The organism is Clostridium sp. MD294, assembly GCF_000364165.2.
GTDB lineage: Bacteria > Bacillota > Clostridia > Lachnospirales > Anaerotignaceae > Coprocola.
In genome coordinates, this window is record NZ_CP097810.1 from 1917699 (window position 1) to 1931743 (window position 14045).

21 protein-coding genes are annotated in these 14045 nt (G+C 27.9%); 16 read left to right on the forward strand and 5 right to left on the reverse strand.

The genetic code is table 11. From position 1 onward, the window contains the following. Position 1: 1 nt before the first annotated feature. Entirely contained in the window at positions 2 to 352 is a 351-nt protein-coding gene (locus tag C820_RS09680; RefSeq protein WP_004034400.1) for a hypothetical protein, read from the reverse strand. Positions 353 to 543: 191 nt separating this feature from the next. On the opposite strand from C820_RS09680, the gene C820_RS09685 reads away from it, so the two are divergent. Both C820_RS09685 and C820_RS09690 read left to right on the forward strand, forming a co-directional pair. Further along, positions 544 to 780 (forward strand): helix-turn-helix transcriptional regulator, encoded by a 237-nt coding sequence (locus C820_RS09685; protein WP_004034399.1) that lies wholly within the window; start codon positions 544 to 546, stop codon positions 778 to 780. 9 nt (positions 781 to 789) lie between these two features. Further along, positions 790 to 954, forward strand: a complete 165-nt coding sequence (locus C820_RS09690) for a hypothetical protein (protein ID WP_004034397.1) — start codon at positions 790 to 792, stop codon at positions 952 to 954. A 71-nt stretch (positions 955 to 1025) separates the two neighbouring features. On the opposite strand, the gene C820_RS09695 is transcribed toward C820_RS09690, so the two are convergent. After that, complete coding sequence (locus C820_RS09695) at positions 1026 to 1331, reverse strand: hypothetical protein (protein ID WP_004034394.1); 306 nt, start codon at positions 1329 to 1331, stop codon at positions 1026 to 1028. A 179-nt stretch (positions 1332 to 1510) separates the two neighbouring features. Between C820_RS09695 and C820_RS09700 the strand changes: the two genes are divergently transcribed. After that, positions 1511 to 1768, forward strand: coding sequence for a hypothetical protein (locus tag C820_RS09700; protein WP_004034392.1), 258 nt, complete (start codon positions 1511 to 1513; stop codon positions 1766 to 1768). A 4-nt stretch (positions 1769 to 1772) separates the two neighbouring features. Here the strand turns inward: C820_RS09700 and C820_RS09705 are convergent, their stop codons facing one another. After that, positions 1773 to 1997: a hypothetical protein gene (locus C820_RS09705; protein ID WP_004034390.1), complete on the reverse strand. Its 225-nt coding sequence runs from the start codon at positions 1995 to 1997 to the stop codon at positions 1773 to 1775. Positions 1998 to 2215: 218 nt separating this feature from the next. Between C820_RS09705 and C820_RS09710 the strand changes: the two genes are divergently transcribed. Next, positions 2216 to 2380 (forward strand): hypothetical protein, encoded by a 165-nt coding sequence (locus C820_RS09710; RefSeq protein ID WP_162213038.1) that lies wholly within the window; start codon positions 2216 to 2218, stop codon positions 2378 to 2380. A gap of 71 nt (positions 2381 to 2451) precedes the next feature. Here C820_RS09710 and C820_RS09715 read toward each other — a convergent pair whose 3' ends face one another. Next, positions 2452 to 2757 carry a hypothetical protein gene (locus C820_RS09715; RefSeq protein WP_162213037.1) on the reverse strand — a complete coding sequence of 102 codons (306 nt, stop codon included), beginning with the start codon at positions 2755 to 2757 and terminating at the stop codon, positions 2452 to 2454. 219 nt (positions 2758 to 2976) lie between these two features. On the opposite strand from C820_RS09715, the gene C820_RS09720 reads away from it, so the two are divergent. Next, positions 2977 to 3180: a hypothetical protein gene (locus tag C820_RS09720; RefSeq protein WP_004034388.1), complete on the forward strand. Its 204-nt coding sequence runs from the start codon at positions 2977 to 2979 to the stop codon at positions 3178 to 3180. On the opposite strand, the gene C820_RS09725 is transcribed toward C820_RS09720, so the two are convergent. Continuing rightward, complete coding sequence (locus tag C820_RS09725) at positions 3177 to 3566, reverse strand: DUF2513 domain-containing protein (protein ID WP_004034386.1); 390 nt, start codon at positions 3564 to 3566, stop codon at positions 3177 to 3179. The two genes, C820_RS09720 and C820_RS09725, sit on opposite strands and share 4 nt — an antisense overlap. A 179-nt stretch (positions 3567 to 3745) precedes the next feature. Between C820_RS09725 and C820_RS09730 the strand changes: the two genes are divergently transcribed. From C820_RS09730 to C820_RS09780, 11 genes are all read left to right on the forward strand, one after another. Next, the gene (locus C820_RS09730) at positions 3746 to 4159 is read left to right on the forward strand and encodes a hypothetical protein (RefSeq protein ID WP_004034378.1); all 414 of its coding nucleotides are present in this window, start codon (positions 3746 to 3748) and stop codon (positions 4157 to 4159) included. 474 nt (positions 4160 to 4633) lie between these two features. Continuing rightward, positions 4634 to 5491, forward strand: coding sequence for a DUF4373 domain-containing protein (locus C820_RS09735; protein WP_180313400.1), 858 nt, complete (start codon positions 4634 to 4636; stop codon positions 5489 to 5491). A 6-nt stretch (positions 5492 to 5497) separates the two neighbouring features. Next, the gene (gene dnaB, locus C820_RS09740) at positions 5498 to 6823 is read left to right on the forward strand and encodes a replicative DNA helicase (protein WP_004034367.1); all 1326 of its coding nucleotides are present in this window, start codon (positions 5498 to 5500) and stop codon (positions 6821 to 6823) included. A gap of 17 nt (positions 6824 to 6840) precedes the next feature. After that, positions 6841 to 7227 (forward strand): hypothetical protein, encoded by a 387-nt coding sequence (locus C820_RS09745; protein ID WP_004034365.1) that lies wholly within the window; start codon positions 6841 to 6843, stop codon positions 7225 to 7227. Between the two features lie 17 nt (positions 7228 to 7244). After that, entirely contained in the window at positions 7245 to 7679 is a 435-nt protein-coding gene (locus C820_RS09750) for a DUF722 domain-containing protein (RefSeq protein ID WP_035295552.1), read from the forward strand. 80 nt (positions 7680 to 7759) lie between these two features. Then, positions 7760 to 9748: an NACHT domain-containing protein gene (locus C820_RS09755; RefSeq protein WP_004034362.1), complete on the forward strand. Its 1989-nt coding sequence runs from the start codon at positions 7760 to 7762 to the stop codon at positions 9746 to 9748. Positions 9749 to 9891: 143 nt separating this feature from the next. Next, positions 9892 to 10449 carry a tyrosine-type recombinase/integrase gene (locus C820_RS09760; RefSeq protein ID WP_004034359.1) on the forward strand — a complete coding sequence of 186 codons (558 nt, stop codon included), beginning with the start codon at positions 9892 to 9894 and terminating at the stop codon, positions 10447 to 10449. A 274-nt stretch (positions 10450 to 10723) separates the two neighbouring features. Beyond that, entirely contained in the window at positions 10724 to 11218 is a 495-nt protein-coding gene (locus tag C820_RS09765; protein WP_004034357.1) for a helix-turn-helix transcriptional regulator, read from the forward strand. Beyond that, positions 11218 to 11913 carry an HNH endonuclease gene (locus tag C820_RS09770; RefSeq protein WP_004034354.1) on the forward strand — a complete coding sequence of 232 codons (696 nt, stop codon included), beginning with the start codon at positions 11218 to 11220 and terminating at the stop codon, positions 11911 to 11913. The genes C820_RS09765 and C820_RS09770 overlap by 1 nt, the downstream gene beginning before the upstream one ends. A 93-nt stretch (positions 11914 to 12006) precedes the next feature. Then, the gene (locus tag C820_RS09775; protein WP_004034352.1) at positions 12007 to 12354 is read left to right on the forward strand and encodes a hypothetical protein; all 348 of its coding nucleotides are present in this window, start codon (positions 12007 to 12009) and stop codon (positions 12352 to 12354) included. Then, positions 12347 to 14038, forward strand: coding sequence for a terminase large subunit (locus tag C820_RS09780; protein WP_004034350.1), 1692 nt, complete (start codon positions 12347 to 12349; stop codon positions 14036 to 14038). Before C820_RS09775 ends, C820_RS09780 begins: the two co-directional genes overlap by 8 nt. Positions 14039 to 14045: the final 7 nt, after the last annotated feature.

The window sequence follows — 14045 nt, forward strand, 5'->3', positions numbered from 1 at the left end:
ATTATATTGAATAAGACACATATTTATCAATGTGTGTTAATTCTTCTATACGTTTTATTGCTTCTGTTTTTCCAAATTCATTTAATAAATTATAATAATGTAACAGTTCTTTTACGTCAGGAGTAATAGAATGTATTTTCGCATCTTCAATTACTCCATCAGCAAGTTTTTCAGTATCAATTTTTAAGGCTTTACAAATTGTAATGATGGTATTAATGCCTGCTTTGTTAACTCCTCTTTTTAAAACACTGTCAACAGTAGAATATGGTAAATTAATTGCTGTTGTAAATTCTCTGATACTCTTATAGCGACTTAATATTAAATCCTTTAAATCCTTTTCTAATTGTTCCATACCATTAACCTCCATATTTTTTAATATAGCATAACATTGTTAAAAAATCAATAATTATTTATGAAAAATCAAAAATATATATGTTTAGAATTCATAAATTTATGAAAAATCAAAAAAAATAATTGACTTTAACGAAATTTAGTTTATAATGAAATTGTAATTTATGAAAATACGAAAAGGAGGGAACTTATATGTATTATAATCTAGAAGCGGAATTAGCAAGAAAACATATTACAAAAACAGAATTAGCAAAACAATTAGGTATCACATTAGGAACTTTATCATTAAAATTAAATGGAAAAGCAACATTGTTATTACCAGAAGCAAAAAAAATTAAAGAAATATTAAATATTTCAATGCCACTTGAAGAATTGTTTGATTATTCAGAAAATAAAGAACAAGAAAAACAGCTACTATCTACAGTTTAGGAGGAATTTATGATAATAAATGATGAAAAAATAGAAAATATTATGTGGAAGCAGATAGAGAGAATATCAGAAGTATCACAAAAATCAAATGGTATTAAATTAGCAGTTCTTACATTTTCAGTTGCTTATTTACTGCAGAAATGTAGAGAAACAAAATTGTTTCATCATTGGTAAAAAAAGGAAAATAATAAGAAATAAGAATGACAGAAATAAATTATACTGTCATTCTATAAGGTTTTTATTTATCATTTCAAAGAAGTGTTTAATTTTTCTATAAATGATAGAAATGCTTCAATGCTTGCAGAATTTTCAAAACTAAAAGATGAAGAAGTTTTTTCATTTTTGCAAAGTATTTTTAAAATTTCTATTGTATTGTTTTTTATAGAAATATTATGAAATTTTTTTGATAATACAGAGATAAAGTCATTTATTAATTCAACAGACTTTAAATTGCATATATCAATAGAAGAACTGGTTTCAGAATTTGCTAAAAGGATTTTTGATAACTCTATAGCAAATTTTTCACAGTCTGATAATGATGGTTTTTCCATGTAAAATTCTCCTTTCTCTCAAAATTTCAGCAATGGCAGTTGCTGATAAGAAAAGTATAGGAGAAAATGGCAGAAAAAGCAATATATTTAGAAATTTGTGTTCAAGCGGTGTAATAAAAAAATAGAGTAATCTATTGAAACAGAAAAACAATCACTACAAGTTACTTAGGAGGTCTGATATGAATTTAAACAAAAAAGATATTATTTGTATTACTAGAGTTTTACAAAGTATATTGTTTAAGAATGATATAGGTATGTTTTTTGCTTGTAAGTATTGTGAGTATCGACCGAAGTGTATTGAAATGATAAAGCAAAAAAATACAAGTAAATTTCATTTTAATATTATTAGAAAAAAGCTCCAGACAATCACAGGTTTAGATTTAAACATTATAGGTTCTAGTGATGCTGAAGCTAGATGCAAAAAGAAATTAAAATGAATGTTTACCAAAATTCTCTTGCATCTGCAATTTCATACAATGGGCAATCGTTTTGTATATCTTCTATATTACATTTATCTGAACACTTGCAGTCAAAACCTACTAGTAAAGCATAATTATTTTCATCGCCAATAGTTGATATTTGATTATAAGTTGCTAATGCAGTTAGTTGTTTAGATAAGTGTTTACAAAATCCATGTATAGAAAGTGTTTTTTGAGGTTGATACATAATATTAGCCTCCTTCCCCTTGAAAATTTCAGCAATGGCAGTTGCTGATAAGAAAAGTATAGGAGAAAATGGCAGAAAAAGCAATATATTTAGAAATTTGTGTTCAAGCGGTGTAATAAAAAAAATAGAGTAATCTATTGAAACAGTAAAACAATCACTACAAGTTACTTAAATTTATGCAAGAAAAACAGCTACTACCTACAGTCTAGGAGGAATTTATGATAATAAATAATGAAAAAATAGAAAATATTATGTGGAAGCAGATAGAGAGGATATCAGAAGTATCACAAAAATCAAATGGTATTAAATTAGCAGTTCTTACATTTTCAGTTGCTTATTTACTGCAGAAATGTAGAGAAACAAAATTGTTTTATCATTGGTGAAAAAAGGAAAATGATAAGAAATAAGAATGACAGAAATAAATTATACTGTCATTCTATAAGGTTTTTATTTATCATTTCAAAGAAGTGTTTAATTTTTCTATAAATGATAGAAATGCTTCAATGCTTGCAGAATTTTCAAAACTAAAAGATGAAGAAGTTTTTTCATTTTTGCAAAGTATTTTTAAAATTTCTATTGTATTGTTTTTTATAGAAATATTATGAAATTTTTTTGATAATACAGAGATAAAGTCATTTATTAATTCAACAGACTTTAAATTGCATATATCAATAGAAGAACTGGTTTCAGAATTTGCTAAAAGGATTTTTGTTAACTCTATAGCAAATTTTTCACAGTCTGATAATGATGGTTTTTCCATGTAAAATTCTCCTTTCTCTCAAAATTTCAGCAATGGCAGTTGCTGATAAGAAAAGTATAGGAGAAAATGGCAGAAAAAGCAATATATTTAGAAATTTGTGTTCAAGCGGTGTAATAAAAAAAATAGAGTAATCTATTGAAACAGTAAAACAATCACTACAAGTTACTTAAATTTATGTAAGAAAAGCAGTTACTACCTAAAGTTTAGAGAGGTTATACTATGGAAACATTTTTAGATGTAATTCAAAAAATAGTATTGATAATTACTTTAGTAAAATGGTGGGACTATAAATGCAAATTTATGGGTTTGGTAGCTTATATGATAGAGCATAGATTGCAAATACCAGATAAAAAGCAAATGAAAGAATATACAATCTATGCTGGAACAAATTTATTAAAAGATTTGTTAAGAATAAAAAATTAAATGTTTAGATGCTGACTAATTAGATTTGTAATAATATCAGTTGCAACAGTCTTTATAACATCAAGAGAAAATGAACCAATATTTCCACATATGTTTTTTGTTTTGTCCCAAACATTTTTAGAGCGAATATTCTCAAGAAATTCATGTCCTTGAAAAGTTAAATCTTCAATAGAGATAATAATTAATTCCGATGAACTATTAGAAAAAGGCTCACAAGTTAAATGAATATAATCAGCTTCATATAATTTTTCAAGACAATATTCAATTTCAAGTTCAGAATATTGGGGTAGCAATTTTAAAAAGTCATATAATTGCATATCCATACGTTCTGTTTGAGCTTCTATCGTAAGAAGTATATCTCGACAGCAATCAAGATTTAATTTCATAAAAAATATCCCTTTCTTTATAAATTTCAGCAATGGCGGTTGCTGATAAAAAAAGTATAGGAAAAAATGGCAGAAAAAGCAATATATTCAGAAATTTGTGTCCAAGCGGTGTAATAAAAGTATAATAATAAAATAAAAAAGTCAGTAGGACGGCTTTGAAAAATAAGGGGGTTATGCTAATGCAAAATATTAGCATTGATGTCGTATCCCAAAATGATGTAATCATTCGTATTAATGGAGAAGTGTTAGAGAATTTAGAGGAGTTTTTGTTGGAAGTAAAACAAGGAGAAGTTCCAACATATTCCATTAAAAAAAGTATGTGTAAAAAACAAAAGCAGTTGGAGGTAGTAAAGGAGAGTAGTTCTCCGCAATGGAGAAGTATTCAGAGAGCAGCAGAAGCATTAAAACAACAAGATGAAGGAACTGCCATTACACAATGGCGTATTAGACAGCTGGTAAAAGAAGGAAAAATTTCATATAAACAAGATGGTAGGCGTAAATTAGTAGATTTGAATGAGATAAAAAGGTATTATCAAAATAGTGTTAAAGTGCAAAAACAAAATCAGAAAGGAAAATTAAAAGCTATATTTTAAAAAATGATGATATTATGTAATAAAATAAAGAAGGCTGTCTGAGAAGACAGCCAATTTTGAAAAAATTGAAAATAACAAAATTGATTATTGTTATTTTAATAAAAAAGATACTACTTGTCAATTTATATTGATACTTTTTTAGACTTTTAGAATGAGATGATAAAAGAAACAAAAAATGTCGACATAGTATAATCTGTGTCTAGTCCGTTTCATGGTGATGGGGTTGGCTAGATGTGGACGCAACAAAATCTGTGTTTAGTCCGTTTCATGATGATGGGGTTGGCTAGATGTGGATGCAACAAAATCTGTGTTTAGTCCGTTTCATAATGATGGGGTTGGCTAGATGTGGATGCAACAAAATCTGTGTTTAGTCCGTTTCATAATGATGGGGTTGGCTAGATGTGGATAAAATTCTGTGCCTAATCCGTTTCATAGTGGTGAGGTTGATTAGGTGTGGAGAAAGGAATGGTATCAATGAAAACAGGAATAGATTATTTTCCATTAGATTGTTATATGGATAAAAACATGGAATTGATAGAAGCACAATTTGGCTTAAAAGGATTTGCAATAATGATTAAGTTATTTCAGTTGATATATTCAGAAAAGGGATATTATTGTGAATGGAATGAAGAAATTGCATTGCTGTTTAGTAGAAGAAACTGTAATTTGATGACAGGAGATAATATTGCTTTCGAAATCGCAAATGTAGCAATTAAAAAAGGTATTTTTTCGGAAGAAAAATATAAAAAATATGGTATATTGACAAGCGAAGAAATACAAAAAACGTATTTCGAAATTGTCAAAAGAAGAACAAAAGCAGAAATACAAAAAGAGTATTTATTGATTTCGAAAGAGGAAATTCCCCAAAATGTATACATAAATGATAAAAATGTATGCAAAAATGCAGAAAATGTAAACAGAAAAGGACAAAGTAAAGTAAAGGAAAGAAAAGAAAGTAAAAACATATGCCCTTCTGAAGAAGTGTGTGAAAATGATGTTGAAAAACAAAAAGAAATGCTTCAACAAAAATACTTTGATTTGTTCTGGGAAAAGTACCCTAAAAAAATGGCAAAAAAAGAAGCTCAAAAGGCTTGGAAACAGATAAAAGTAGAGCAAAAACTGTATCAAGAGATTTGTCAAGCAGTAGAAAAACAAAAAGAGCAGTATGATTGGCAAAAACAAAAAGGGCAGTATGTGCCTTATCCTTCTACTTGGCTGAGGGGAGAACGCTGGAAAGATAGTAGTTGTGTGGAAATCAAAACACAAATACCACAATCTCCTGAAAAAGATGAAAAATTAGAACAATGGAAAAAGCTGGTAAATGGAGAGTGATAGTATATGGAAAATGGAATGCCATTTAGTAGCGATGCAGAACAGGCAGTATTGGGGTGTATGTTTTTAGATGAAAATAGTGCTAAAGTGGGATACTCTTTGTTAAACAGTGACGATTTTTTTCAGCAGGATAATAGAATAGTATTTGAAGCGTTTTCAGATGTGCTAAAATCTGGGAAAATTGCAGATGTTGTAACTGTTTCTGAATGTTTAAAACAGCAAAATAATTTTGACAAAATAGGCGGAAAAGAATATATTGTGCAAATTGCTATGAGTGTAGCAACTTCTGTAAGAATGAAAGAGTATGTTAAAATACTGAAAGAAAAGGCATATTTTAGAAGAAAAATAGCACAAGGTAGGGCGTTGACAGAAGCAGGCTTTCAACAGGATAAACAAAAATTGCAGCAGATAAGTAAACAGTCAGAACAAGATGGTGTACAAACAGAAAAAATAACAAATATACCAGATGTATTAGCAGATTATATTACACTGTTGCAAAAAGATAGAAATTCAAATAAAAGATTTGCTGGAATATCTACAGGCTTTGATGATTTAGATTATTATATTGGGGGATTGCAACAGGGAAATTTGATTATTGTGGCAGGTCGCCCCGCTATGGGAAAAACTGCTTTTGCATTGGATTTGCTAAGAAATGGTGCGAAAAATATGGGAAAAGAATATATTGCAATGTTGTTTTCTCTTGAAATGGATAAAAATAAAATTGCAGCAAGAATGTTTTCAGCAGAGAGTAGCGTAGATAATGCCTATTTTAGATTGTGTATAAAAGATGATGAAAAGTGGCAAAAAATCATACATCGTATACAGCAAGAAGCAAAAGAATTTGAACAAAATACAAGTGATATTTATATAGATGATACCGCAGGTATTACATTAGAGGAAATATATGAAAAATGTCATAATCAACAGGTGCAGACAGGGAAAAAAATAGGGCTTGTGGTAGTGGATTATTTGCAGATTATGGGAGTGGAAAAAACAGCAAATAGAGCAATAGATGTTGCATATTTGTCTATGGGATTGAAAAATTTGAGTAAACAGTTTTGTTGTCCAGTGGTAGCATTGAGCCAATTAAGTAGAGAAAATGAAAAAAAGCTAAATAAAAAGCCAACATTAGATAATTTAAGGGACTCAGGAGCAATAGAACAAGATGCAGATATTGTTTTAATGTTGTATAGAGAGAAATATTATGATAAAGATACACCAATGGGTAATATTGCAGAAGTAATTATAGCAAAAAATAGAAATGGTGCAACAGGAAGTGTAGAACTAGAATTTTTAGAGAACTATACTACATTTCGAAATTGTACTTCATAAAAAAGGGGTGATGAAAAGTGTCTTTACAAGAAACAGTTAATCATATTGTAAATGATAAAAGAAATAAAAAAATAAAACAAATACAACAACGTTTTGATGAAATGTCTGAACAATGGTTTCATAAACAATGGCAAAAAACATTTGAAATAATGGATTATTATTATAAAAAATCTGATGAGTATGCAAGACAAAAAGTGGCTGCATTGGAAATGGAAAAACTTTCTGATATTTGGCAAGGATATAAAAATATATTGAAACAGTCAAAAACTGATGAAAATTTTGATGCGTTTGTGGCATTGGAAGAACTCAAAAAAAATGTAGCTGAATATGATAAACAAAAACAAATATGGCAGAAACAGTTTCATAGATATGAAGGAAGTGAAAAGTATTATTTGAGGGGATAAAAAGGGAGGGACAAGTGTTGCAGGAAAAAGAAATTAAAACATTGCTTATTGAAGCAGTACAAAGAGAATACAATATAAAAAGGTTGAAAGAAAAAGTAATGTCTTTGCAGTCAGAAAAGCAATACTTGTACTCCTTGCAGTCTATTTGCTGTGATGGAATGCCTAAAAGTAATGCTAAAAAAGATGAAACAGCAAATAATGCAGTAAAATTACTGGAAATAGAACAAATTATAAATGAAATGCTTTTAAAATTAAAAAGGTATATTGTAGAACAAAATAAAATAGAAATGGTACTATCACAAACATTGTCTGAAGAAGAATATCGCTTTGTAAAATTGAGGTATTTTGATAAGAAATCTTTTCGCTGTATCTCTAAAGAATTGTTTTGTAGTAGAAGTACTTGCTATGCAATACAACAAAGAATACTAAAAAAATTAAAAGCTGTTTTGTAAAAAAAGGATTTTTATACCTTCTTGTCGAAAAAACATAGTAAGATGTTGTAATGTGAAGTTTGATGGGAAGGAGAATAGAAATGGGATTGATTGGAGATGCTTTCATAGAAGGGACAAATGATGCGATAAGTGGAGTAGTAGAAGAAATTATTGCAAGTAAAGCAAAACAGTTTGTTCAAAAGGTGCTTAAATATATAGTTACAGAAAAAGAATTAAAAGAATTGGAAGAAATGCAGAAAGAGTATTTAAGAATTTGTTATAAAAAGAATAGATATATGAATACGATTGTTTTAAGAGGACAGAAAAAAACAATAAATGAATTGTATATACCTTTAACTTTAAGAGATAAAGTAAATAGAAGTGAAATTTTTTATATTGATGAAAAGGGAATGAATATTTTTCAAAAACATGACAAAGTATTGATAGTAGATAATGCAGGTATGGGAAAATCTACTATTGTAAAGTATTTTACTATGTTAAACTTTCAAAATATAGATAGAATGCCTGTTGTGATTGAATTAAGAAATTTAAAAGAAGTAAATTCTATTGAGGAATATATACAAAAAGAAATGAATTCTATACATAGAGAATTTCCTTTACAATTTGTGAAAGACCTTTTGAATGGTGGTGATTTTATTATTTGTTTTGATGGATTTGATGAAGTAGCAGAAAGTGAAAGAGAGAATGTTATAAAAATGATAAAAAATTTTGTAGCAAAAGCAGGTAATAATATTTTTGTATTAACATCAAGAGAAGATAATGCTCTTACTAGTTTTGGAGGATTTAAAGAATTTCATATACAAGGATTAAAAAAAGCAGAAGCATATCAACTAATTGAAAAATATAGTAGTGCTGATGAATATCCAGACAGTGTAAATATTGGAAAAGAATTGATAGAGAAATTAAAAACAGAAAATAATATTGCTATATTAAATGAGTTTTTAAGCAATCCTCTTATGGTATCATTATTATATAAAACATATTTACGATATAGAGATATTCCTAACAAAAAACATTTGTTTTATAAAAGAGTTTATACAGTATTATATGAAGAACATGACCTTACAAAAAATGGATACAAACATATTAAAAAAAGTGGTTTAGATATTGAAGAAATGAAAACAGTATTAAGTTATTTAGGTTGGTATTTTGTAAAAAATGAGATAGTAGAGTGTACAGAAGAAAAACTAATTGATATAATTGAAAAGGTATTAGCAAAAGCATTTAGAGATAAAAAAGTAAAAGCAAAAGATTTTTTAGAAGATATTTTACAAGCAGTTCCATTTTTTATAAAAGAAGGAGAGTATTGCAGATGGATACATAAATCATTTAGTGAATATTTTGCAGCTTGTTATCTCTGCAATAAAAATAGTAAAGAAATGATAGAAAAAATATTTTCAAAAGAATATATTCTTCATTATGACAATATATTGCATTTTTGTTTTGATATGTCAGAAAATATGAAAAATATTATAATATATACTATAGTAAAAAATTTTATTCAATATTATAATTCTTCTTATCAGAATAAATATTTTAAACAATTTGATAAAAATTTAATTGATTTGAAGAAAAAATTGGGATTTTGTTATGATCAAATCATATTAACTATTGATTGTGACAATGATAATAGAATTTATATATTACCAGTACCTTCAAATAAGTTTATTATATCAACATTTCTGTATAAAAGAAAAATTGATATTTTTAATTCTTGTTGTTATAATGACAATAATAACATTGACGAGAAAGATAAAGATAATTTAATTTTATTTATAAAGAATGAAAATAATATTGAATATCGTAGAAGCATAACTATGGATAATAAAGGTAATATTATAAATATAAAAAATGGTTGTGTTAAAAATTTTAATTCAGACGATGAAGATAGTCAAGATAGCATTTTAAATAAAAAAATATATATTGAATATTTTGCTAAACACTTACTAAAATTTCACATTAATTGTTTTAAGGGGAAATTAATAGATTATGAAAAGTGTGTAACAATGAAAAAGAGCATTGAGGAGTATTGGGCAAGACAAAAAGAAAATGATGATATGTTTGATTGACATTTAAAAATCTGTACATTTTTGTACAAAAACTGTACACTTTTATACAATACTTTGTGTTATACTAAAAACGTGGAAATAGGTCAAGTCTTGCAATAGTTGTTATTGCAGGGCTTTTTTTATGGGAAAGGGGGAATGTGTATGTGAGTGAAGTAAAACCGTTAACAGATTATAGTGTGGTGTTGGATTTTGGAGATTATTTGAGAGAGAAAAACGAAAGAGATTATGTGTTGTATTGGACGGGAATATATACAGGTAGACGTATAGGGGACATATTGCCTTTGAAAGTGAGAGATATAAAAAACAAAGACCGTATTTGTTTTCTGGAGAGTAAGACAAATAAAAAAGCTGATATTATCATACACCCAGAATTGAAAAAGATATTTCAAAAATATTGTGAAGGCAAAAGTAGTTATGAATATGTTTTCCCGAATAATAGAAAACCACCCAAGCCTATCACAAGAGTAAGAGTATGGCAAATACTTAATGAAGCAGCACAAGCATTTTGTTATACAGAAAATATAGGCTGTCATACATTGCGTAAAACATTTGGCTATTGGTTATATCAAAATAGTAAAGATGTTGTTGCAATAAAAGAATTGCTTAATCAGTCAGATATTTCTATTACAAAGAGATATATCGGCATAGACCAAAAATGCAAAGATGATTTAGTTTGTCAATTACCATTTGTAGAAAAGTGACAAACTATTTTTTTTAGAGAGTTATTTTTAAAATATAAGTTTTGGTAAAAAGAAAAGAAATAAAAAAGAAAATTACATTATAATGTGGTAATAAAAAATATTTAACAGTTTATTATAAAATGTTAAATTTGATAAAAATAAAATAAAGTGCTGAAAAGTAAGTATTTATAATGCTTTTCGACTATTTTTGTGCAATATTTTTGAAAAAAACGTTTGGTTTGAAAATCATAGCAGTAAAAACGAAAAAGTGCTACATTTATAAGGGGGAATTGTGATGTCAGAAACGGCAGAACAAAAAATAATGAAATGCCTTAAAACCATTGAAGAATGGGCATTGCAGGGATTAACAGAAGCAGAAATTGCAGAACTTTTAGGAATAGGTTATTCCACGTTTCGCAAAATAAAAAAGCAAAATGTAGCACTTTTAGCACTTTTGAAGCACTGTGCTATGGTAAAGCGTAATACTTTAAAAACACAAGTGGAACAGATAGAACGTTCTTTATTTGAAAGGGCAAAAGGCTATGATTATGAAATAACAGACTATATCAAAGTAAAACAAACTGGATATGATGACAAAGGAAAAAAGTGGGAAAAAGAAGAATTGCAGGAAGTCAAAAAGAAAATGCACGTTCCTGCTGATGTGCAGGCTGCAAAATTCTTTTTAATCAATGCTGCAAAAAAGAAATGGCAGGATAATCCTCATAAAGTAGAAAATGATAAAAAGGCTATGAAATTAAGAGAAAAAGAAGCAGAAGGGAAAATGTGGTAATGTGGCATACAATGAAACAGTTTTACAACAGCAAACAATGGAATGACGTCAGAAAGGTAGTAATTGCACAAAGAAGCCAAAAAACAAATGGCAATATTATTTGCGAATATTGCGGTAAAGTGATTTCAACATTTGGAGATGTAGAAGTTGACCATATCAAAGAATTGACAAAAGAAAATGTAAATGATGTCAATATTTCTTTAAATGCTGATAATTTAAAAATAGCTTGTCATGAATGCCATAATAAAAAACATGGTAGATTTACAAATACAAACAAAAAAGTATTTTTAGTTTATGGTGCACCTTTTTCAGGAAAAAGCACTTATATCAAAGAATATATGACAAGAGGAGATATTGTATTGTCTTTTGACAGACTGTTTGAAGCAGTTTCTTTTTTACCACAATACGATAAACCTTCATTGCTATCATACAATGTTTTTGCACTTAAAAATCATTTGTTTGACCAAATTAAAACAAGATATGGTAAATTTAAAAATGCTTGGGTAATAGGTGGTTATGCAAACAAACGTGATAGAGAAACAGCAGCAAAAGAATTAGCAGCAGAACTAATATATATGCAAGCAACAAAAGAAGAATGTTTACAAAGATTAGAATATTGTAATGATGAAAGACAATATCAAAAGGAAGAATATAAAAAGTATATTGAAAAATGGTTTGAAAATTTTGTACCATAACCCCCCTATTTTATTTTTTTGTACTTATACTCCTAGACCGCAGCCTATCCATTGTTTGCACGCAAATACTAAAAATGAAATCAAGGTGAGAAAATGGACAGAAAACAAAAATATCAAAAAGAGTTTGAAAAATTAAAACAAATTTTTTCAAAATTAGAACAAAAAGAATTAGATTTCATAAGTGGATTGTTAGAAGAAACCGCTTATCAAAAAGTAACATTGTGCGAAATGAGAGAAATTATGTCAGAAACAGGAATGTTATTGATACACCCAAAAGACAGTACAAAACAAAAAGCATTACCTATTGCAAATGAATATAGAAGAACAGCAAATATTTATGCACTCAATATCAAGCAATTATATTCCCTACTTCATAAATTGGATAATGAACAAGAAAATGCTTTTGATGTGTGGCTAAAAGAATGTGATGCAGATGTATGATATAGAAAATTGCACTATCAATGGAAAACATTCTTATTTTTTAGAATATTATAATAAAGCAGTAAATAAAACAGAGTATAGTGTAATTATTGGACAAGAACTTCTGCAATGTCTTAAAAACTGTATTTGTGATTTAGAAAATAATAGATATTTTTATGATATGAAAAAGGCACATAAAAGAATTGATTTTATACAAAAATTTGTAAAACATACAAAAAGTCCTTTTCATAATAAACCTTTTTTATTGGAATTATGGGAAAAGGCTGTCATAGAAGTATTTTATTCTTTTTATTTTGCAGATACAAAAATTAGGCGATTTAAAAAGCTGATATTGCTTGTGGGCAGAAAAAATGGCAAAAGTACATTTTGTGCAGCAATTTGTTTTGCAGAGTTTATGATAGGCAATGCAGGAAGTGATATTGTATGTAGTAGTAATGATGATGCACAAGCGAATTTGATATTTTCTGAAATTGCAAATATGAGAGCAAAATTTGATACAAAACAAAAATATACTCATAAAAATTTAAAAGGAATATTTCATTTAAAAAATGATAGCACTATTACAAAATTGTCTGAAAAAACACAAAACAAAGAAGGTAGAAATATAGAACTTGCAATACTAGATGAAAGCCACGAAATGAAATCAAATATCATTGCCAAAAGTATTGAACAATCACAATCATCAAAAGAGGAACCTATATTTATAAATATTACTACAGAAGGATTTGTTGAAAATGGCTATTTAGATAATGAACTAAAATATGCTAGGGAAGTTTTGAGAGGAGAGAGAGAGGACGAGGAACTTTTGTCGTGGCTGTATACTATGGATAGTGAACAAGAAATATATCAAAATGAAAGAAGTTGGAAAAAAGCAAATCCAAGTTTGGGCACAATTAAAAAAGTGGAATATTTAAAAAAAGAATTGAGAAAAGCACAGGCATCAAAAGCAGACAGAATATTTACATTGTCAAAAGATTTTAATATCAAACAAAATAGTGTAGAAACGTGGTTGTTAGAAAAAGATATTAAAAATAATTTGACATTTGATATAGAAGAATTTCAAAATTGTTTTGCATTGGCTGCAACAGATTTGTCTGAAACAACAGATTTAACAAGTGCTAGAATACTTTTGATGAAAAAAGGACAAAAACAGAAATATTTTTTTCAGCATTATTTTATACCACAGTCTAAAATAGAACAAAGTAAACAAGATGGTATTGACTATTTTGAAATGGCAAAACAAAATTTATTGACAATATGCCCCAGTAATGAAGTAGATTATAGTATGGTAGTGCAATGGTATGTTTCATTGTATCAAAAGTATAATATTAGAGTGTGGAAAGAAGGACATGATAGATGGAATGCAAAATCATTTGTAAATGAAATGGAATATTATGGATTTGATACAGAAAAAGTAGCACAAGATTATCAAACACTTTCTACACCTATGAAACTATTAGAAGCAGATTTAAAAACAGGTAATATTGTCAATTATAATCAAAATCCGTTAGATATTTATTGTTTGAAGAATACAGCTTGTAGTGTAGATAAATTTGCTAGAATTATGCCTAAAAAAACACTGGATAATGCCAATAAACGTATTGATGGAGCAGTTACAATGATAATGTGTTATGTTATGCTAGACAGATATAAAAAAGAATTTATGGATTTTGTAAATAGATAGAAGGTGA